General features: G+C 72.8%; 22 protein-coding genes. 18 read left to right on the forward strand and 4 right to left on the reverse strand.

Features of this window, described 5'->3' with window-relative positions; all coding sequences use genetic code 11:
- Nucleotides 1-43 precede the first annotated feature (43 nt).
- The 6 genes from rpmJ to truA all read left to right on the forward strand — a co-directional run bounded on the left by rpmJ (nucleotide 44) and on the right by truA (nucleotide 3,948).
- A complete protein-coding gene (gene rpmJ, locus ACFVQZ_RS32985; protein ID WP_003956441.1) occupies nucleotides 44-157 on the forward strand; it encodes a 50S ribosomal protein L36 in 114 nt (37 codons plus the stop codon).
- Nucleotides 158-345: 188 nt separating this feature from the next.
- Nucleotides 346-726, forward strand: coding sequence for a 30S ribosomal protein S13 (gene rpsM, locus ACFVQZ_RS32990; RefSeq protein WP_015035595.1), 381 nt, complete (start codon nucleotides 346-348; stop codon nucleotides 724-726).
- Between the two features lie 66 nt (nucleotides 727-792).
- Nucleotides 793-1,197 (forward strand): 30S ribosomal protein S11, encoded by a 405-nt coding sequence (rpsK, locus tag ACFVQZ_RS32995; RefSeq protein WP_003956432.1) that lies wholly within the window; start codon nucleotides 793-795, stop codon nucleotides 1,195-1,197.
- Nucleotides 1,198-1,344: 147 nt separating this feature from the next.
- Nucleotides 1,345-2,367 carry a DNA-directed RNA polymerase subunit alpha gene (locus tag ACFVQZ_RS33000; protein WP_004946635.1) on the forward strand — a complete coding sequence of 341 codons (1,023 nt, stop codon included), beginning with the start codon at nucleotides 1,345-1,347 and terminating at the stop codon, nucleotides 2,365-2,367.
- A 169-nt stretch (nucleotides 2,368-2,536) separates the two neighbouring features.
- Nucleotides 2,537-3,007, forward strand: a complete 471-nt coding sequence (rplQ, locus tag ACFVQZ_RS33005; protein WP_030494268.1) for a 50S ribosomal protein L17 — start codon at nucleotides 2,537-2,539, stop codon at nucleotides 3,005-3,007.
- A gap of 83 nt (nucleotides 3,008-3,090) precedes the next feature.
- On the forward strand, nucleotides 3,091-3,948 hold the full coding sequence (truA, locus tag ACFVQZ_RS33010; protein WP_030494269.1) for a tRNA pseudouridine(38-40) synthase TruA: 858 nt from the start codon (nucleotides 3,091-3,093) through the stop codon (nucleotides 3,946-3,948).
- Between the two features lie 16 nt (nucleotides 3,949-3,964).
- Here the strand turns inward: truA and ACFVQZ_RS33015 are convergent, their stop codons facing one another.
- Complete coding sequence (locus tag ACFVQZ_RS33015) at nucleotides 3,965-4,963, reverse strand: hypothetical protein (protein ID WP_383628476.1); 999 nt, start codon at nucleotides 4,961-4,963, stop codon at nucleotides 3,965-3,967.
- A gap of 56 nt (nucleotides 4,964-5,019) precedes the next feature.
- Here ACFVQZ_RS33015 and ACFVQZ_RS33020 point away from each other — a divergent pair, with 56 nt between their 5' ends.
- The 4 genes from ACFVQZ_RS33020 (at nucleotide 5,020) to glmM (ending at nucleotide 9,365) form a co-directional block, all read left to right on the forward strand.
- Nucleotides 5,020-6,642, forward strand: coding sequence for an ABC-F family ATP-binding cassette domain-containing protein (locus ACFVQZ_RS33020; RefSeq protein WP_383628478.1), 1,623 nt, complete (start codon nucleotides 5,020-5,022; stop codon nucleotides 6,640-6,642).
- Nucleotides 6,643-6,886: 244 nt separating this feature from the next.
- Complete coding sequence (rplM, locus tag ACFVQZ_RS33025) at nucleotides 6,887-7,330, forward strand: 50S ribosomal protein L13 (protein ID WP_030494272.1); 444 nt, start codon at nucleotides 6,887-6,889, stop codon at nucleotides 7,328-7,330.
- Between the two features lie 44 nt (nucleotides 7,331-7,374).
- Nucleotides 7,375-7,887, forward strand: coding sequence for a 30S ribosomal protein S9 (gene rpsI / locus ACFVQZ_RS33030; protein ID WP_030494273.1), 513 nt, complete (start codon nucleotides 7,375-7,377; stop codon nucleotides 7,885-7,887).
- A gap of 119 nt (nucleotides 7,888-8,006) precedes the next feature.
- Entirely contained in the window at nucleotides 8,007-9,365 is a 1,359-nt protein-coding gene (gene glmM / locus ACFVQZ_RS33035) for a phosphoglucosamine mutase (protein ID WP_030494274.1), read from the forward strand.
- A 66-nt stretch (nucleotides 9,366-9,431) separates the two neighbouring features.
- Here glmM and ACFVQZ_RS33040 read toward each other — a convergent pair whose 3' ends face one another.
- Complete coding sequence (locus ACFVQZ_RS33040) at nucleotides 9,432-10,382, reverse strand: DUF389 domain-containing protein (RefSeq protein ID WP_383628481.1); 951 nt, start codon at nucleotides 10,380-10,382, stop codon at nucleotides 9,432-9,434.
- Nucleotides 10,383-10,400: 18 nt separating this feature from the next.
- Nucleotides 10,401-11,408, reverse strand: a complete 1,008-nt coding sequence (gene coaA / locus ACFVQZ_RS33045; RefSeq protein WP_030494276.1) for a type I pantothenate kinase — start codon at nucleotides 11,406-11,408, stop codon at nucleotides 10,401-10,403.
- Between the two features lie 130 nt (nucleotides 11,409-11,538).
- Between coaA and glmS the strand changes: the two genes are divergently transcribed.
- From glmS to ACFVQZ_RS33085, 8 genes are all read left to right on the forward strand, one after another.
- Nucleotides 11,539-13,386, forward strand: a complete 1,848-nt coding sequence (gene glmS / locus ACFVQZ_RS33050; RefSeq protein WP_030494277.1) for a glutamine--fructose-6-phosphate transaminase (isomerizing) — start codon at nucleotides 11,539-11,541, stop codon at nucleotides 13,384-13,386.
- 9 nt (nucleotides 13,387-13,395) lie between these two features.
- On the forward strand, nucleotides 13,396-13,764 hold the full coding sequence (locus tag ACFVQZ_RS33055; RefSeq protein WP_030494278.1) for a holo-ACP synthase: 369 nt from the start codon (nucleotides 13,396-13,398) through the stop codon (nucleotides 13,762-13,764).
- Between the two features lie 69 nt (nucleotides 13,765-13,833).
- A complete protein-coding gene (locus ACFVQZ_RS33060; protein ID WP_383628484.1) occupies nucleotides 13,834-15,285 on the forward strand; it encodes an NAD(P)H-hydrate dehydratase in 1,452 nt (483 codons plus the stop codon).
- Between the two features lie 91 nt (nucleotides 15,286-15,376).
- Nucleotides 15,377-16,228 (forward strand): L,D-transpeptidase family protein, encoded by an 852-nt coding sequence (locus ACFVQZ_RS33065; protein ID WP_030494280.1) that lies wholly within the window; start codon nucleotides 15,377-15,379, stop codon nucleotides 16,226-16,228.
- Between the two features lie 21 nt (nucleotides 16,229-16,249).
- Nucleotides 16,250-17,401 carry an alanine racemase gene (gene alr, locus ACFVQZ_RS33070; RefSeq protein WP_383628486.1) on the forward strand — a complete coding sequence of 384 codons (1,152 nt, stop codon included), beginning with the start codon at nucleotides 16,250-16,252 and terminating at the stop codon, nucleotides 17,399-17,401.
- Between the two features lie 6 nt (nucleotides 17,402-17,407).
- The gene (locus ACFVQZ_RS33075; RefSeq protein ID WP_383628488.1) at nucleotides 17,408-18,496 is read left to right on the forward strand and encodes an alpha/beta fold hydrolase; all 1,089 of its coding nucleotides are present in this window, start codon (nucleotides 17,408-17,410) and stop codon (nucleotides 18,494-18,496) included.
- Between the two features lie 10 nt (nucleotides 18,497-18,506).
- Nucleotides 18,507-19,007, forward strand: a complete 501-nt coding sequence (gene tsaE, locus ACFVQZ_RS33080; RefSeq protein WP_030494283.1) for a tRNA (adenosine(37)-N6)-threonylcarbamoyltransferase complex ATPase subunit type 1 TsaE — start codon at nucleotides 18,507-18,509, stop codon at nucleotides 19,005-19,007.
- A 138-nt stretch (nucleotides 19,008-19,145) separates the two neighbouring features.
- A complete protein-coding gene (locus ACFVQZ_RS33085; protein WP_383628491.1) occupies nucleotides 19,146-19,322 on the forward strand; it encodes a hypothetical protein in 177 nt (58 codons plus the stop codon).
- 32 nt (nucleotides 19,323-19,354) lie between these two features.
- Here the strand turns inward: ACFVQZ_RS33085 and ACFVQZ_RS33090 are convergent, their stop codons facing one another.
- Entirely contained in the window at nucleotides 19,355-19,897 is a 543-nt protein-coding gene (locus ACFVQZ_RS33090; protein WP_030494284.1) for a hypothetical protein, read from the reverse strand.
- Between the last annotated feature and the right edge of the window lie 97 nt (nucleotides 19,898-19,994).

The raw sequence follows: 19,994 nt of genomic DNA on the forward strand, positions 1-19,994 counted from the left end.
CCGCGCGCGGGTGGTGGCACTGACCCGGAGAACCTCACATCCCATGAAGGTCAAGCCGAGCGTCAAGAAGATCTGCGACAAGTGCAAGGTGATCCGCCGTCACGGCCGGGTCATGGTCATCTGCGACAACCTGCGCCACAAGCAGCGCCAGGGCTGACGCACGCCGACCGAACCTGCATCTCGCAGTTCTTCGCGCGACGCATAGCAACACGTACATACGCAGAGCCCGCCCAGCCCATCAAGGGTCGGCGACACCTCCGGCGGGGGCCGGGGACCCGATCCGTACCTCATACGGCGGTCGGGACCGGTTCTGCGGCAGACCCCCGAGAACACAGGAGCCATTGAATGGCACGCGTTTCCGGTGTTGACATCCCGCGCGAAAAGCGTGTGGTGGTCGCACTCACCTACGTCTTCGGCATCGGGCGCACCCGGTCCGAGGAGATTCTCGCCGCGACCGGCGTGAACCCGTCCACCCGTGTCCGCGACCTTGCCGAGGAAGACCTCGTCAAGATCCGCGAGTACGTGGACGCCAACCTCCAGACCGAGGGTGACCTCCGCCGCGAGATCGCCGCCGACATCCGCCGCAAGGTCGAGATCGGCTGCTACCAGGGTCTGCGCCACCGTCGTGGCCTGCCCGTCCGCGGTCAGCGCACCAGCACGAACGCTCGTACCCGCAAGGGCCCGCGTCGCGCCATCGCCGGCAAGAAGAAGCCGGGCAAGAAGTAGTCCTCAGCGGACGCTTGACCAAGCGGTCTTCGCTGTAGGACCGACCACCTCCCGTAGGAGTAAGAGATGCCCCCCAAGGGTCGTCAGGGCGCTGCCAAGAAGGTGCGCCGCAAGGAAAAGAAGAACGTCGCTCACGGCCACGCGCACATCAAGAGCACGTTCAACAACACGATCGTCTCGATCACGGACCCGTCCGGCAACGTGATCTCCTGGGCCTCCGCCGGCCACGTCGGCTTCAAGGGCTCGCGCAAGTCCACCCCCTTCGCCGCGCAGATGGCCGCCGAGTCGGCCGCCCGCCGCGCGCAGGAGCACGGCATGCGCAAGGTCGACGTCTTCGTCAAGGGTCCCGGCTCCGGCCGTGAGACCGCGATCCGCTCCCTCCAGGCCACCGGCCTCGAGGTCGGCTCGATCCAGGACGTCACCCCCACGCCGCACAACGGCTGCCGTCCCCCCAAGCGCCGCCGCGTCTGACGCGTCGCCTGCTTGACCTGGGCATTCGGGCGGTGCGTCCCCCTCGGGGGGCGTACCGCCCGTACCCTTGCAGTACGCAGTACCCGCAGTACCGCAAGACCCCCGTCGGGCGTCAAATAGTGGGCGTCCACGACTGAAGGAACACACATGCTTATCGCTCAGCGTCCGTCGCTGACCGAAGAGGTCGTCGACGAGTTCCGCTCGCGGTTCGTGATCGAGCCGCTGGAGCCGGGCTTCGGCTACACCCTCGGCAACAGCCTCCGCCGTACCCTCCTGTCCTCGATCCCGGGTGCCGCCGTCACCAGCATCCGCATCGACGGCGTCCTGCACGAGTTCACCACCGTGCCGGGCGTCAAGGAGGACGTCACCGACCTCATCCTCAACATCAAGCAGCTGGTCGTCTCCTCGGAGCACGACGAGCCGGTCGTGATGTACCTGCGCAAGCAGGGCCCGGGTCTGGTCACCGCCGCCGACATCGCGCCCCCGGCCGGTGTCGAGGTGCACAACCCCGACCTCGTCCTGGCGACCCTGAACGCCAAGGGCAAGCTGGAGATGGAGCTGACCGTCGAGCGCGGTCGCGGCTACGTCTCCGCCGTCCAGAACAAGCAGGTGGGCCAGGAGATCGGCCGCATCCCGGTCGACTCCATCTACTCGCCCGTCCTCAAGGTCACCTACAAGGTCGAGGCGACCCGAGTCGAGCAGCGCACCGACTTCGACAAGCTCATCGTCGACGTCGAGACCAAGCAGGCCATGCGCCCGCGCGACGCCATGGCGTCCGCCGGCAAGACCCTGGTCGAGCTGTTCGGTCTCGCCCGCGAGCTGAACATCGACGCCGAGGGCATCGACATGGGCCCGTCCCCGACGGACGCCGCCCTGGCCGCCGACCTCGCGCTGCCGATCGAGGAGCTGGAGCTCACCGTCCGCTCCTACAACTGCCTCAAGCGTGAGGGCATCCACTCCGTGGGTGAGCTCGTGGCGCGCTCCGAGGCCGACCTGCTCGACATCCGCAACTTCGGTGCGAAGTCGATCGACGAGGTCAAGGCGAAGCTGGCCGGCATGGGCCTCGCGCTCAAGGACAGCCCGCCCGGATTCGACCCGACCGCCGCGGCCGACGCCTTCGGCGCCGACGACGACGCGGACGCCGGGTTCGTCGAGACCGAGCAGTACTAAGGGCTCGGGCCTTCGGGTCCGTACTCGGGTGCGGGTGGACTGTGGCTGTTCGCGCAGTTCCCCGCGCCCCTTTCCGGGGCGTACGCCCCGGTCTCCGACAGGTATCCGCCTGCTCGGACACTGACTCCGGTACCTGACACGGCCGGGGCAGACACTAGGAGAAACACCAATGCCGCGTCCCACCAAGGGTGCCCGCCTCGGCGGTTCCGCCGCGCACGAGAAGCTGCTCCTCGCCAACCTGGCGAAGTCGCTCTTCGAGCACGGCCGCATCACGACGACCGAGGCCAAGGCCCGCCGCCTGCGTCCGGTCGCCGAGCGCCTGATCACCAAGGCGAAGAAGGGCGACATCCACAACCGTCGCCTGGTGCTGCAGACGATCACCGACAAGGGCATCGTCCACACCCTCTTCACCGAGATCGCCCCGCGCTACGCGGAGCGTCCGGGTGGTTACACCCGCATCACGAAGATCGGCAACCGTCGTGGCGACAACGCCCCGATGGCCGTGATCGAGCTGGTCGAGGGCGAGATCGCCAAGAAGGCGACCGTCGCCGAGGCCGAGGCCGCCACCAAGCGCGCCGTCAAGGAGGCCGACGAGGCCGCCGCCGTCGAGGCGACCGAGGACGAGGCGAAGGACGCGTAAGCGTTCCGCCGACGTTTCTCACGGAACGGGCCCGTACCCCCTGGGGTGCGGGCCCGTTCCCGTGCGTCTGAGAGGATTCCCCGGTGAGTGATGACGTGCAGCCCGGGTTCGTACGGGTACGGCTGGACCTTTCGTACGACGGCCGGGACTTCTCCGGCTGGGCCAAGCAGGCCCGTGGGCAGCGGACCGTGCAGGGCGAGATCGAGGACGCGCTGAGGACCGTGACGCGGTCCCCGGAGACGTACGAGCTGACCGTCGCCGGCCGGACCGACGCCGGGGTGCACGCGCGCGGGCAGGTCGCGCACGTGGACCTGCCGGCGGAGCTGTGGGAGGAGCACCGCGAGAAGCTGCTGCGGCGGCTCGCGGGACGGCTCCCGCACGACGTGCGGGTGTGGCGCGTCGCGGAGGCCCCCGAGGGCTTCAACGCCCGCTTCTCGGCGATCTGGCGCCGGTACGCGTACCGGGTCACCGACCACCCGGGCGGCGTCGACCCGCTGCTGCGCGGGCACGTGCTGTGGCACGACTGGACGCTCGACATGGACGCCATGAACGAGGCCGCCGCCGCGCTGATCGGCGAGCACGACTTCGCCGCGTACTGCAAGAAGCGCGAGGGCGCCACCACCATCCGCACGCTCCAGGCGCTGCGCTGGGAGCGGCGGCCGGACGGCATCCTGGAGGCCACGGTCAAGGCCGACGCCTTCTGCCACAACATGGTCCGCTCGCTGGTCGGCGCGCTGCTCTTCGTCGGCGACGGGCACCGGCCGGTCGACTGGCCGGGCAAGGTGCTGGCCGCGGGCGTCCGCGACTCCGCCGTGCACGTCGTCCGCCCGCACGGCCTCACCCTCGAAGAGGTCGGCTACCCGGCCGACGACCAGCTCGCCGCCCGCAGCCGCGAGGCCCGCAACAAGCGCACCCTCCCGGGCGTCGCGGGCTGCTGCTGAGCCGGCGGCGACCCGGTCAGCGCGGCGGGGCCGAGGCCGCCGCCGCGGCGTTCGCCTGGCTCTTGCCGCGGGCGTAGATCTGGTTGAAGACGAAGGTGCCGAGGTCGTCGCTGGCCTGGAAGACGGGCTTGTCCTTCGTGGTGACCTTGGTGCCGTCGGTGAAGCCGGCCTGGGTGAAGTAGGCGTAGCGGCCGACGGAGTTGGCGCGGCGGAGGCAGACGGTGGCGTGGCAGAAGGTGTTCACGCCCTGGCCGGCGAGGACCGCGATGCCGCCGGTCGCCTGCTTCTTCGCGGCCAGGGCCGCCTTCCCGGAGGGGAAGACGGCGACGCCGACGGTGATCGCCACCCCGTCCTTGACGTAGGTGGCGCGCAGCACGCGCTCGCAGCCGTTCTTCTGGAGGACCGGGCCGAGGCCGCCCTGGGTGACGGCGGCGCAGTTCTTCGTCGCGGCGGTCGCGCCCTTCTTGTAGGGGCGGCCGAACATGGTGAGCTTCTTGCCGGGGAAGAGCCCTTCGGCGGTCAGCGGCGCCTTGTCCTTCTTCGGGTCGGTGATGTAGTCCTTCGGGTCCGGCGGGGGCGGCGGGGCCACGGAGGAGAAGGTCGGCGCGGGGGTGGGGGTGGTCGCCGTGAGGACCGGGCTGGTCGGGGTCGGGCCGCCGGTCTTGGCCTCGTCGTTCTTCTTGTTCGTCGCCACGACGGCGGTGGCGACGAGCGCGCCCACCGCGACGGTGGCGAGGACGCCGCCCGCGACGAGCAGGCGGCGCTTGCGGCGGCTGCCGGCCTCGGATGCCGCGGCGAGGGCGCTCCAGTCAGGGGTGCCGTCGCCGGGCGCGCCGCCGAAGGGGTCCTGCGGCGGCGGGTAGCCGTACCCGTGCCGCGGCTGCTGCGGCGGCTGCTGCTGTCCGTACGGCCCCGGCTGCGGCGGGTAGCCGTACCCGGGCTGCTGTCCGTACCCCGGCTGCCCCTGCCCCTGCTGCTGCGGCTCCTGCGGCCACTGCGGTCCCCCAAAGCTCATGCCGCGCATCCTAAACCGCTTGGGGGAAGCGGACGTGGGCGGTGACAATGCACCTCATGGGACATGTCGAGGCCGCGCATCTGGAGTACTACCTTCCCGACGGGAGGGTCCTCCTCGGGGACGCCTCCTTCCGGGTCGGGGAGGGCGCGGTCGTCGCGCTGGTCGGCGCCAACGGCGCCGGCAAGACCACCCTGCTGCGGATGATCGCCGGGGACCTCCAGCCGCACGGCGGGACCGTCACCGTGAGCGGCGGACTCGGTGTGATGCCGCAGTTCATCGGCTCCGTACGGGACGAGTCGACCGTCCGCGACCTCCTCGTCTCCGTGGCGCACCCGAGGATCCGGGAGGCGGCGAAGGCGGTCGACGAGGCCGAGCACCTGATCATGACCGTCGACGACGAGGCCGCGCAGATGCGGTACGCGCAGGCCCTCGCCGACTGGGCGGAGGTGCAGGGGTACGAGGCCGAGACGCTGTGGGACATCTGCACCATGGCGGCGCTGGGCGTGCCGTACGAGAAGGCGCAGTTCCGTCAGGTGCGGACGCTGTCCGGCGGCGAGCAGAAGCGGCTCGTCCTGGAGTCGCTGCTGCGCGGCACCGACGAGGTGCTGCTCCTGGACGAGCCGGACAACTATCTGGACGTGCCCGGCAAGCGGTGGCTGGAGGAGCGGCTGCGGGAGACCCGCAAGACCGTGCTCTTCATCTCCCACGACCGGGAGCTGCTGGCCCGGGCCGCGCAGAAGATCATCGCGGTGGAGCCCGGCGCGGCCGGCTCGGACGTGTGGGTGCACGGCGGCGGCTTCGACACCTTCCACGAGGCGCGGCGGGAGCGGTTCGCCCGCTTCGAGGAGCTGAAGCGGCGCTGGGAGGAGAAGCACGCGCAGCTGAAGAAGCTGGTCGTCAACCTGCGGCAGGCGGCGGCGGTCAGCCACGAGATGGCGTCCCGGTACGCGGCGGCGCAGACGCGGCTGCGGAAGTTCGAGGAGGCCGGGCCGCCGCCGGAGCCGCCGCGCGAGCAGGACATCCGGATGCGGCTGCGCGGCGGCCGGACCGGTGTCCGCGCCGTGACCTGCGAGAACCTTGAGCTGACCGGGCTGATGAAGCCGTTCTCGCTGGAGATCTTCTACGGGGAGCGGGTCGCCGTCCTCGGCTCGAACGGCTCCGGCAAGTCGCACTTCCTGCGGCTGCTGGCCGGCGACGAGTCGGTCGCCCACACCGGTGCGTGGAAGCTGGGCGCGCGGGTCGTCCCCGGGCACTTCGCGCAGACCCACGCCCACCCCGAGCTGGCCGGCCGCCCGCTGGTGGACATCCTGTGGACCGAGCACGCCAAGGACCGCGGCGCGGCCATGTCCATGCTGCGCCGGTACGAGCTGGAGCGGCAGGGCGACCAGTCCTTCGACAAGCTGTCCGGCGGCCAGCAGGCGCGCTTCCAGATCCTGCTGCTGGAGCTGGCCGGCACCACGGCGCTGCTGCTGGACGAGCCGACGGACAACCTGGACCTGGAGTCCGCCGAGGCCCTGCAGGACGGCCTGGAGTCGTACGAGGGCACGGTCCTCGCGGTCACCCACGACCGCTGGTTCGCGAAGAGCTTCGACCGCTACCTGGTCTTCGGCTCGGACGGCGTCGTCCGCGAGACGAGCGAGCCGGTGTGGGACGAGCGGCGGGTCGAGCGGGCGCGCTGACCCCGGGCGGCGTACGGCGGGGGCGGCCCGGGCGCGTTTTGACCCGCCCGGGGGCGCCCGGGTACGCTTCTGGTTTGTTATGCGTATTGGCTTCTTCGTTCTCACGCGGAGGGGCCTTACGCGGTTCCCTGGAGCAGTTACCAGTGGCTCGCATACGGGCGGTGTCCCGGCAGTGTGTGCCCCAGCTGCATGATCGCTTCAGGTGTGTCTGGACTCCATCCACTGAAGAAGCGAAGGCTACGAAGTGCGTACGTACAGCCCCAAGCCCGGCGATGTCACTCGCCAGTGGCACATCATCGACGCGCAGGACATCGTCCTGGGCCGTCTGGCGACGACGGCTGCGAACCTCCTGCGAGGCAAGCACAAGCCGGTCTACGCCCCCCACATGGACATGGGCGACTTCGTCATCATCATCAACGCCGACAAGGTTCACCTGTCCGGCAACAAGAAGACCCAGAAGATGGCGTACCGCCACTCCGGCTACCCGGGTGGTCTGCGCTCCGTCCGTTACGACGAGCTTCTGGAGAAGAACCCCGAGAAGGCCGTCGAGAAGGCCATCAAGGGCATGATCCCCAAGAACTCCCTGGGCCGTCAGATGCTCTCGAAGCTGAAGGTCTACGCGGGCGAGAACCACCCGCACGCTGCCCAGCAGCCGGTCCCGTTCGAGATCACCCAGGTCGCGCAGTAGTTCCGGCCACACCCCCTAAGAACGAAAGAAATCTGAGGAGCATCGTGGCCGAGACCACCCCTGAGACCCCCGTCGACGAGTTCGAGGGCGTCGAGGAGTACACCACCGAGACCGAGGTCGTCGAGGGTGACTACACCTCCGAGTCCCTCGCGTCGCGCTTCGGCGACCCGCAGCCGGCCGCCGGCCTGGGCCGTCGCAAGAACGCCATTGCCCGCGTCCGGATCGTCCCGGGCACCGGCAAGTGGAAGATCAACGGGCGTACGCTCGAGGACTACTTCCCGAACAAGGTCCACCAGCAGGAAGTCAACGAGCCCTTCAAGGTGCTCGAGCTCGACAACCGCTACGACGTGATCGCCCGCATCGCGGGTGGCGGCGTCTCCGGCCAGGCCGGTGCCCTGCGCCTCGGTGTCGCCCGCGCCCTGAACGAGGCCGACGTCGAGAACAACCGCCCGGCGCTGAAGAAGGCCGGCTTCCTCTCCCGTGACGACCGTGCGGTCGAGCGGAAGAAGGCCGGTCTCAAGAAGGCCCGCAAGGCTCCGCAGTACAGCAAGCGCTAATCGCCTGCTCGCACTGCTTGTACGTACGCCCCGGCGCACTGCGCGTGCCGTCGGGGCGTACGTTTTTTCGTAACCTCTTCACCTTCCCGTCTTCGGACACGCAATTTCGGAGGACAGCTGTGGGACGACTCTTCGGCACCGACGGCGTACGCGGCGTCGCCAACGCCGACCTGACGGCGGAGCTCGCGCTCGGCCTGTCGGTCGCGGCGGCGCACGTGCTCGCCGAGGCGGGGACCTTCGAGGGCCATCGGCCGACCGCCGTGGTCGGGCGGGACCCGCGCGCGTCCGGAGAGTTCCTGGAGGCGGCCGTCGTCGCCGGCCTCGCCAGCGCCGGCGTCGACGTGCTCCGCGTCGGCGTCCTGCCGACCCCGGCCGTCGCCCACCTCACCGGCGTCCTCGGCGCCGACCTCGGCGTGATGCTCTCCGCCAGCCACAACGCCATGCCCGACAACGGCATCAAGTTCTTCGCCCGCGGCGGCCACAAGCTCGCCGACGAGCTGGAGGACAAGATCGAGGCCGTGTACGAGGAGCACCGCACCGGCGCCCCCTGGGACCGCCCGACCGGTGCCGGCGTCGGCCGCGTCCGCGACTACGACGAGGGCTTCGAGACGTACGTCTCCCACCTCCTCGACGTGCTGCCCAACCGCCTCGACGGCCTGAAGATCGTCCTCGACGAGGCCCACGGCGCCGCCTCCCGCGTCTCGCCCGAGGCGTTCACCCGGGCCGGCGCCCAGGTCGTCACCATCGGCGCCGCCCCCGACGGCCTCAACATCAACGACGGCTGCGGCTCCACCCACCTGGAGCTGCTGAAGGCCGCCGTGGTCGAGCACGGCGCCGACTTCGGCATCGCGCACGACGGCGACGCCGACCGCTGCCTCGCCGTCGACCACACCGGCGCGGAGGTGGACGGCGACCAGATCCTCGCCGTGCTGTCCCTCGCCATGCGCGAGGCCGGCACCCTGCGCGGCGACACCGTCGTCGCCACCGTCATGTCCAACCTGGGCTTCAAGCTCGCCATGGAGCGCGAGGGCCTCACCCTCGTCCAGACCGCGGTCGGCGACCGCTACGTCCTGGAGTCCATGAAGGAGCACGGCTACGCCCTCGGCGGCGAGCAGTCCGGGCACGTCATCGTGCTCGACCACGCCACCACCGGCGACGGCACCCTCACCGGCCTCATGCTGGCCGCCCGGGTCGCCGCCACCGGCAAGCCGCTCGCGGAGCTGGCCTCCGTGATGGAGCGGCTGCCGCAGATCCTCATCAACGTGAAGGACGTCGACAAGTCCCGCGTCGCCACCTCCGGCGAGCTGGCCGCCGCCGTCGCCGACGCCGAGCGCGAGCTCGGCAGCACCGGCCGCGTGCTGCTCCGCCCCTCCGGCACCGAGCCGCTGGTCCGCGTCATGGTCGAGGCCGCCGACATCGAGCAGGCCCGCTCGGTCGCGCAGCGCCTCGCCGACGCGGTGAAGTCCGCGCTGGGCTGAACCCCCTGAGCGGTACGGGACGGGCCCCGCGCACTCCGGTGCGGCGGGGCCCGTCCCGTACCCGGCTCAGCTCCTGCGCAGCCGGCGCTTCAGCTTGCCCCGCTGGGTGTCCCACAGCCACTTCTGCGCCAGCAGCGTCGCCGTGCCCGCCAGCATGATGCCCAGCAGGTTCAGCAGCAGCTGCTCGACCGAGCCCCAGGTCTGGCCGACCTCGCCGTAGCTCAGCGCCACCGCCGCGTTCGCCGCCGCCGGGACCGTCGTCACCGAGATCGCCACGCCCACCAGCGCGCCCGCCTTCGACGAGGTCAGCGACAGGGTGCCGGCCGCGCCCGCGAGCAGCGCCACCACGAAGGAGAACGGGTCCGGCTGCCAGATGAACGACGTCTGCGGCCGTTCCGCGTCCAGCTGCGCCCTGCTGAACAGTCCCAGCGCGTCCATCACCAGGCTGAACAGCGCCGTCACCGCGATCGCCGCCAGGAAGCCGACGAGCAGCGCCACCAGACAGCGGACCGCCAGCCGCGGCACCCGCTTCACGATCGCCGTGCACACCCCGGCGAGCGGCCCGAACTCCGGGCCGACGGCCATCGCGCCGACGATCAGGATCGCGTTGTCGAGGACCACACCGCAGGCTGCGATCATCGTCGCCAGCAGCATGAAGGCGAGATACGTGAGGGAGAGCGTCGACTCCTCGTGGGTCGACTCCGCCAGCTGCTCCCAGATCACCGCGTCCGCGCCCTCGCCCGGGGCCTCCTCCTCGGCGGCGTCCGCCCGCTCCGACATCGACAGGTCGATGTTCTCGACGGCGATCGAACCGTCCTGATCGAGCTTCAGCTCCCGCAGCCCGTGCAGCAGTTCGTCACCCGCCTCGCGGGCCACGTCGCACAGCACGAGGTCCCCGGACGGGTCCCGGGCCGCCCCGGTGAGCACCACCAGGTGGGTGGTGCCGACCGTGGCGCCGATCAGCTCGGTCACCGCCTCCGTGCGGTCCGGGGGCACGATCATCCGCAGATGCAACATCCCCCGAGCTTACGGAGGTCAGAGCTTGCGCAGGCTCAGGCGCTGCACCTTGTGGTCCGGGCCCTTGCGGACGACGAGCGTCGCCCGGCCGCGCGTCGGCGCCACGTTCTCCAGCAGGTTCACCTTGTTGACGGTCCGCCACATCGTGCGGGCGTATTCCAGCGCCTCCTCCTCGGACACCTGCGTCCACCGGCGGAAGTACGACGACGGGTCCTGGAAGGCGGTCTCGCGCAGCTTGCGGAAGCGGTTGAGGTACCAGCCCTCGATGTCCTCCGGCCGCGCGTCCACGTACACCGAGAAGTCGAAGTAGTCCGCCAGACCGACCCGGGTCCGGCCGTCCTTGCCGGGCAGCGCCGGCTGGAGCACGTTCAGCCCCTCGACGATCAGGATGTCGGGGCGGCGGACGACGAGCTGCTCGCCCGGCACCCGGTCGTAGATGAGGTGCGAGTAGACCGGGGCGGTGACCTCCTCCTTGCCCGCCTTCACGTCGGCGACGAACCGGGTCAGCGCCCGCCGGTCGTACGACTCGGGGAAGCCCTTCCGGGACATCAGGCCGCGCGCCTTCAGCTCCGCCATCGGGTACAGGAAGCCGTCCGTGGTGATCCGCTCCACCCGGGGGTGCTCGGGCCAGCGGGCGAGGAGCGCCTGGAGGAGGCGCGCCACCGTCGACTTGCCGACCGCGACCGACCCGGCCACCCCTATGACGAACGGGGTGCCGCGCTGCTCGCCGCTCTCCCCGAGGAAGGTGTTCAGCGCCCCCCGCAGACCGCTGGTGGCCTGCACGTACAGGTTGAGCAGCCGGGACAGCGGCAGGTAGATGTCCCGGACCTCGTCGAGGTCGATGACGTCCCCGAGGCCCTGGAGCCGCTCGACCTCCTCGGCGGTGAGGGGGAGCGGGGTCTTGTCGCGCAGGGCGCTCCACTCGGCGCGGGTGAGGTCGACGTACGGGGTCGGCTCGGCGGCCCTGCGGGGGCCTCCGCTTCCGGCTCCGTTGCCGTTGGCGCTTCGTGGCGGCGAAGTGATCACCCCGCCATTGTCCCGGCTCTCCGGGCCGCGTGGGTCGTGGGGTGGGTCACGTGCCGCGCGGTTGACGCCGGGCGGACCCGTGCCGTGCGGGCTACGGGCCCGGCGCGGGGTTCGGCCGTAGGCTGCCGCCATGTGCGGAATCGTGGGATACGTCGGCGGGCAGTCGGCGCTTGATGTGGTCGTCGCGGGGCTGAAGCGGCTGGAGTACCGGGGGTACGACTCGGCCGGCGTCGCCGTGCTGGCGGACGGCGGGCTCGCCGCCGCGAAGAAGGCGGGCAAGCTCGTCAACCTGGAGAAGGAACTCGTCGAGCGGCCGCTGGCCGGCGGCTCCGTCGGCATCGGGCACACCCGGTGGGCCACCCACGGCGGCCCCACCGACGCCAACGCCCACCCGCACCTCGACAACGCGGGCCGGGTCGCCGTCGTCCACAACGGCATCATCGAGAACTTCGCCGCCCTGCGCGAGGAGCTGACCGAACGCGGCCACGACCTGCTGTCCGAGACCGACACCGAGGTCGTCGCCCATCTGCTGGCGGAGGAGTTCTCGTCGGTCGGCGACCTCGCCGAGGCGATGCGGCTGGTCTGCCGGCGGCTCGACGGGGCGTTCACCCTGGTCGCCGTGCACGCCGACCAGCCGGACGTGGTCGTCGGCGCCCGCCGCAACTCGCCGCTCGTCGTCGGCGTCGGCGAGGGCGAGAACTTCCTCGCCTCCGACGTCTCCGCGTTCATCGCCCACACCCGGTCCGCGATCGAGCTCGGCCAGGACCAGGTCGTCGAGCTGACCCGGGACGGCGTCACCGTCACCGACTTCGAGGGCGCGCCCGCCGACGTCCGCGCCTTCCACGTCGACTGGGACGCGTCCGCCGCCGAGAAGGGCGGCTACGACCACTTCATGCTGAAGGAGATCGCCGAGCAGCCCAAGGCGGTCGCCGACACCCTGCTCGGGCGGATCGACGCGAACGGGCGGCTCACCCTCGACGAGGTGCGGATCGCCGACGCGGTGCTCCGCGAGGCCGACAAGGTCGTCATCGTGGCCTGCGGCACCGCCTTCCATGCCGGGCTCATCGCCAAGTACGCCATCGAGCACTGGACCCGGATCCCGTGCGAGGTGGAGCTGGCCAGCGAGTTCCGCTACCGCGACCCGATCCTCGGGCAGCGGACCCTCGTCATCGCGATCTCGCAGTCCGGCGAGACCATGGACACCCTGATGGCGCTGCGGCACGCCCGCGAGCAGGGCGCGAAGGTCCTCGCGATCTGCAACACCAACGGGTCGACGATCCCGCGCGAGTCGGACGCCGTGCTGTACACGCACGCCGGGCCGGAGGTCGCCGTCGCCTCCACGAAGGCGTTCCTGACCCAGCTGGTGGCCTGCTACCTGCTGGCGCTGTACCTGGGGCAGGTCCGCGGCACCAAGTGGGGCGACGAGATCCACGCCGTCGTCCGCGAGCTGGCCCGGATCGGCGAGGAGGTCGAGCGGGTCCTGGAGACGATGGAGCCCGTGCGGGCCCTCGCCCGCTCCCTCGCCCACAAGGACACGATCCTGTTCCTCGGCCGGCACGTCGGCTACCCGGTGGCCCTGGAGGGCGCGCTGAAGCTGAAGGAGCTGGCGTACATGCACGCCGAGGGCTTCGCGGCCGGCGAGCTGAAGCACGGGCCGATCGCGCTCATCGAGGAGGACCTGCCGGTCGTCGTCGTGGTGCCCTCGCCGAAGGGCCGCTCGGTGCTCCACGACAAGATCGTCTCGAACATCCAGGAGATCCGGGCCCGGGGTGCCCGGACGATCGTGATCGCGGAGGAGGGCGACGAGGCCGTCGTCCCCTTCGCCGACCACCTGGTCCGCGTCCCGGCCACGCCCACGCTGCTCCAGCCGCTGGTCTCGACGGTGCCGCTCCAGGTCTTCGCCTGCGAGCTGGCCACCGCCCGGGGCAACGAGGTGGACCAGCCGCGCAACCTGGCCAAGTCCGTGACGGTGGAGTGAGGACGACAGATGATCATCGGGGTGGGGATCGACGTGGCGGAGATCGACCGCTTCGCCGCGTCGCTGGAGCGGACGCCGGCGCTGGTCGAGCGCCTCTTCGTGGACGCCGAGCTGCTGCTGCCGAGCGGTGAGCGCCGCGGCCCGGCGTCCCTCGCGGTGCGGTTCGCCGCGAAGGAGGCGCTGGCGAAGGCGCTCGGCTCGCCGGGGAACCTGCACTGGACGGACGCGGAGGTGTACGCCGAGTCCACCGGCCAGCCGCGCATCCGCGTCCGCGGCACGGTCGCGGCCCGCGCGGCCGAACTGGGCGTGAAGCACTGGCACGTGTCCCTCAGCCACGACGCCGGTGTCGCGTCCGCGGTGGTGATCGCGGAGGGCTGACCCGTACGGGGGCGGGCGCGGCGTCCGTCCTTCCGGCGGCGGGCGCGCGGCTGGGGCAGACTGCTGGGCATGCGTACCGCTCATCGCGTGGAGACCGTCCGGGCCGCCGAGGCCGTGGAGCTGGCGCGGGTGCCGGAGGGCGGGCTGATGCTGCGGGCCGCCGCCGGGCTCGCCGCCGCCTGCTGCTCGCTGCTCGGGAAGGGCCGGGTGTACGGGGCCCGGGTGGTGCTGCTCGTCGGAAGCGGCGACAACGGCGGCGACGCCCTGTACGCCGGCGCCCGGCTCGCCCGGCGCGGCGCCGGCGTCACCGCCGTGCTGCTCGGCGGCCGGGTGCACGAGGCCGGGCTGGGCGCGCTGCGGGCGGCCGGCGGGCGCGTCGCCGACGACCCGTACGAGGCGCTGGCCGCCGCCGACCTGGTCCTGGACGGCATCACCGGCATCGGCGGGCGCGGCGGGCTGCGCCCCGAGGCCGTGCCGGTCGCCCGGGCCGCCCGCGGCTCGGACGCGGTCGTGGTCGCCGTCGACCTGCCCAGCGGCGTCGACGCGGACACCGGCGAGGTCACGGGCGAGGCGCTGCGCGCCGACGCCACCGTCACCTTCGGCACGTACAAGCCCGGGCTGCTCGTCGACCCCGGCCGGGAGTACGCGGGCGCCCTGCGGCTCGTCGACATCGGCATCGGCCCGCACCTGCCGTCGGTGCCGGACCTGGAGGCGCTCCAGCACGAGGACGTGGCCCGGCTGCTGCCCGTGCCGTCCGCCGAGAGCGACAAGTACCGGCGCGGGGTCCTCGGGATCGTCGCCGGCTCCGCGCGCTACCCCGGCGCCGCCGTCCTCGCCGTCGCGGGCGCGCTGCGCGGCGGCGCCGGCGCCGTGCGGTACGTCGGCCCCGCGGGCGAGGCGGTGATCGCCGCCCATCCGGAGACCCTGGTGCACTCCGGGCCGCCGGAGAAGGCCGGGCGGGTCCAGGCGTGGGCGGTCGGGCCGGGGCTCGGCGACGGGCCGGACGCCGAGGCCGCGGTCGCCGGGGTGCTCGCCTCGGCGGTGCCGGTCCTGGTCGACGCCGACGGCCTGCGCCAGGTCACCCCGGAGGCCGTTCGCGCGCGGTCCGCGCCCACGCTGCTGACCCCGCACGCGGGCGAGGCGGCGGCGCTGCTCGGCACCGACCGGGCCGCCGTGGAGGCCGGGCGGCTCGCCGCCGTCCGCGAGCTCGCCGCCCGCTACGGCGCCACCGTCCTGCTCAAGGGCTCCACCACGCTGGTGTGCGGCGCCGGCGGCACCGGCCCGGTCCGGGTCAACCCCACCGGCACCCCGTGGCTCGCCACCGCCGGCTCCGGTGACGTGCTGTCCGGTCTGGCGGGCTCGCTCCTCGCCGGCGGCCTCGGCCCCGTCGACGCCGCCTCCTGCGCCGCGTACCTGCACGGGCTCGCCGCCCGCCGGGCCGCCTCCGGGACCGGCCCGATCACCGCCACCGAGGTCGCCGGCGCGCTGCGCGCCGCCTGGCGGGACGTCCGCGAGCCCTGACCGGCGGCACGCCCACGGTCGGCCCAACTCCGCTGCTCCGGGCGGGGGTCAGCGCGCGCCGGGCCGGCCGGCGGCGGGTTCGGATGGACCGGTGACCCGATGGAGAAGCCGCATCCTGCCGCCGTTGCTCGCCGCCGCCCTCCTGGCCGGCGCCGCCCCCACGCACGCGGACGAGCCCGGCCCCGCGCCCGACGCGCTCGTCCCCGGCATCGCCGGCGCCGGGCGCCCCGCGTACCCGATGGACACCCCCGACCAGGTGCTGCCGCCGACCGCGCCCGACGGCGAGGTCCCGGTGCCCGAGCCGGCGGAGGAGGTCGACGAACTCGTCGAGTACCTGCCGCGCCGCGCCGTGAAGGCCGCCTGCACCGCCGAGACCGGGCTCTACCAGCGGCAGGTCGAACGGCTGCTGAAGCTCAGGGTGGACGGGAAGCAGTCGGCCGCCGACTGCCGGGCCATCCGCGCCTTCCAGGTCCGGGAGAAGATCAAGCCCGCCAACGGCTACGCGGGCCCGGTCACCTGGGGCCGCGCCGAACTCCTCGCCGCCCGCAAGAACCCCAACGCCGCCGGGAAGTGCCCGGTCCGCTCCCACCCGGTCGCCTGCGTCGACCTGAACCGCGAGCTGATGTGGGTGCAGAAGGGCCGGAAGGTCACGTACGCCGTGGTCAACATCCGCAGCGGCCGGCCCGGCTACCGCACCCGCACCGGCTGGCACACCGTCTACTGGCGCAACAAGGACCACTGGTCGACCCTCTACGACACGCCGATGCCGTTCGCCCAGTTCTTCGACGGCGGGCAGGCGTTCCACGGCGTGTACGGGCCGATCGCCACCCCCACCGGAAGCCGCGGCTGCGTGAACCTGAGCTATCGCAACGCCGAGAAGCTGTGGTCCGTCCTCCGCAAGGGTGACCGGGTCTACATCTGGGGCAAGCGGCCGGGGCGGTGACCACCTGAGAGACTGGGCGCGATGACTGACACAGCACTGCCGCCCCGCCGAGTCCGCGCCGAGATCGACCTCGGGGCGCTGCGCGCGAACGTCCGCGCGCTGCGCGCCCGCGTCGCCCCCCACGCCCGGGTCATGGCCGTGGTCAAGGCCGACGCGTACGGGCACGGCGCGGTGCGCTGCGCCCGCGCCGCCCTGGAGGCGGGCGCGGAGTGGCTGGGCACGGCCACCCCGCAGGAGGCGCTGGCGCTGCGGGCCGCCGGGATCACCGGCGTCCCCGTCATGTGCTGGCTGTGGACGCCCGGCGACCCGTGGGACGAGGGCATCGAGGCCGGGCTGGACATGGCGGTCAGCGGCCGGTGGGCCCTGGACGAGGTCACCGCCGCGGCCCGCCGCACCGGCGGCACGGCCCGTATCCAGCTCAAGGCCGACACCGGTCTCGGCCGCAACGGCTGCCAGCCCGCCGACTGGCCGGAGCTGGTCGCCGCCGCGCTGGACGCCGAGAAGGAGGGCCTGGTCAAGGTGACGGGCCTGTGGTCCCACTTCGCGTGCGCGGACGAACCGGGCCACCCGTCGATCGCCGCCCAGCTCGACGTCTTCCGCGCGATGCTCGACCACGCGGAGAAGGCCGGCGTCGAGCCGGAGGTCCGGCACATCGCCAACTCGCCCGCCACCCTGACCCTGCCCGAGGCCCACTTCGACCTGGTCCGGACGGGCATCGCGATGTACGGCGTGTCGCCCGCGCCCGAGCTGGGCACCCCCGCCGAGCTGGGGCTGCGGCCGGTGATGTCGCTGAAGGCGGGTGTCGCCCTGGTGAAGGAGGTGCCGCCCGGCCACGGCGTGTCGTACGGCCACCACTACGTCACCGGCGGCGAGACCACCCTCGGCCTGATCCCGGCCGGCTACGCCGACGGCATCCCCCGGCACGCCTCGGGCCGCGGCCCGGTCCTGGTCGGCGGCAGGGTCCGGACGGTCGCCGGGCGGGTCGCCATGGACCAGTTCGTGGTGGACCTCGGCGGCGACCGGCCCGCGCCCGGCAGCGAGGCCGTCCTCTTCGGCCCCGGCGACCACGGCGAGCCGACGGCCCAGGACTGGGCGGACGCCGCCGGCACGATCGCGTACGAGATCGTCACCCGGATCGGCGCGCGGGTGCCGCGCGTGTACGTGGGGGAGTAGCCCGGCGTGGGGGAGACGAGCGGCGGCGGGGGCTGGCGGCGCGCGGGGATCGCGGGGGCCGCGATAGGCGTGCTCGCCGCGGGCGCGGCGGCCGGCGTGGCGATCGAGCGCCTGACGGTGGGCCGCTCCGTACGCCGGAAGGCGCGGCTCGCGCTGGACGCCACCGGTCCGTACGGCACCCTCCGCGGCACGCCGGGCCGGGCGCTCGCCGACGACGGCACCGCCCTCGCGTACGAGACCGAGGAGGCGGCCGGCGGCGCGGACGTGACGGTGGTCTTCTCGCACGGCTTCTGTCTGAGCCAGGACTCCTGGCACTACCAGCGGGCCGCCCTGCGCGGCCGGGTCCGGGCCGTCTACTGGGACCAGCGCGGGCACGGCCGCTCGGCCCGCGGCCCCGAGGAGCCCGTCACCATCGACCGGCTCGGCCGCGACCTGAAGGCGGTCGTCGACGCCGCCGCGCCCGAGGGGCCGCTCGTGCTCGTCGGGCACTCGATGGGCGGCATGACCGTGATGGCGCTGGCCGACCGGTACCCGGAGCTGATCCGGGACCGGGTCGTCGCCGTCGCCTTCGTCGGCACCTCCCCGGGGCGCCTGGAGGAGGTCTCGTACGGGCTGCCGCTCGCCGGCGTCAACGCCGTCCGGCGGGTCCTGCCGGGGATGCTGCGGGCCCTCGGCTCCCAGGCGGAGCTGGTCGAGAAGGGGCGCCGGGCCACCGCCGACCTGTTCGCCGGGCTGGTGAAGAAGTACTCCTTCGCCTCGGCGGACGTGGACCCGGCCGTGGTCCGCTTCGCCGAGCGGATGATCGAGTCGGTGCCGGTCGACGTGGTCGCGGACTTCTACCCGGCCTTCGGCGTCCACGACAAGCTGGCCGCGCTCGCCGCGTTCCGCGGGCTGCCCGCGCTGGCCCTGGCCGGCGAGCAGGACCTCGTCACCCCCGCCTCGCACACCGAGGCCATCGCCGCCGAACTGCCGGGCAGCGCGCTGCTCGTCGTCCCGGACGCCGGCCACCTGGTGATGCTGGAGCGGCCCGGCACCGTCACCGACGCGCTCACCGCCCTGCTGGCCCGGGCCGGGGAGGGTCCGGACAACGGATAGGTTGGCGGGTATGGAAGCAGCGCACCCGCCCGTCTCCGGCGCCACCCTCTCCGTCGACTCCCCCGAGCGCATGCAGGAGCTCGGCCGCCGGCTCGCGAAGATCCTCCGTCCCGGCGACCTCGTCATGCTCACCGGCGAGCTGGGCGCCGGCAAGACCACGCTGACCCGCGGCCTCGGCGAGGGCCTGGGCGTGCGCGGCGCGGTCACCTCGCCGACGTTCGTGATCGCCCGCGTCCACCCGTCGCTGACCGGCGGCCCGGCCCTGGTGCACGTGGACGCCTACCGGCTCGGCGGCGGGCTCGACGAGATGGAGGACCTGGACCTCGACGTGTCGCTGCCCGACTCCGTGATCGTCGTGGAGTGGGGCGACGGCAAGGTGGAGGAGCTGACCGACGACCGGCTGCACGTGCTGATCCACCGGGTCACCGGCGACACCGACGACGACCGGCGCACGGTGGTGCTGCGGGGGATCGGGGAGCGCTGGGCCGGGGAGGACCTGGCGCTGCTCTGAGCCGTGCGCCCGGGAGGCACGTCCGTAGGTTCCGACAGATTCCGACAGCATGTCGGGAAAATGTTGCGCCGCAGCTCCGCGCCGTGGTCACATGGAGGCAGGAGCTGGTTAGGTGTACCTAACCTACGGGAGGCATGCATGGCGACGCAGAGGCCGGAGCGCGACGACCAGGGCGCCGAGGAGCGCGTCTCGATGAGCGAGCTGCTGGCCTCCTGCGCCGCGGCCAGCGCCGTCTCGACCCCGCCCAGGACCACCCCCGCAGAGGACTCCGAGGACTCCGAGGCCGCCGAGGAACGCCGGGACCGGGCGGCCTGACCGCGCGACGGGCGCGGCGGCCGGCGGATCCGTCAGGGGACGACCACGACCTTCGCGCCGATCGACGCGAAGGTCCACATCGCGTCGCCGTCCGCCCGCTTCATCCGGATGCCGCCGGTCCGCTTCGTCGGGTCCGCCGCCGGCATCGAGCCGTCCACCGCCGCGCTGAAGCCGACCGTCACCCCGTCCACGCTCGCGAAGCGCACCACGTGCTCGATCTGCACCCCGTCGGAGCCGGTCACCGAACCCGACCGGGACGTCACCGCGTACGCCCCCGGCGCCGGGGAGACCGAGCTCGGCGCCACCACGAAGGTGCGCACCGCCTTGTTCTTCCCGTCGACCAGCCACACCCGGCGGTCCCGCAGCGCGTACACCACCCGCTCGCCCGTGCCGGAGGCCGCCGGCACCGCCAGCGGGTCCGCGGCCGGCTTCGTCGCGCCGGCCGACGCCGACGCCGACGGCGCCACCGTGCCCGGCGTCCGCGGCTGCTCCGCGAGGTCCGCCGGCACGCTCGCCGACGCCTGGTAGGCGAGGAAGGCGACCACGGCGACGGCCGCCGCGGTGAGCCCGGCCACGAATCCCGAGCTGCTCCTTGCCACCGTCTCCACCTCTTCGTACGTACGTGCCGAGCCTGACGAGCTGTCGCGCCCGACGGTAGCAGCCGGGCCCCCG

The organism is Streptomyces sp. NPDC057854, from assembly GCF_042797055.1.
Lineage (GTDB): Bacteria > Actinomycetota > Actinomycetes > Streptomycetales > Streptomycetaceae > Streptomyces.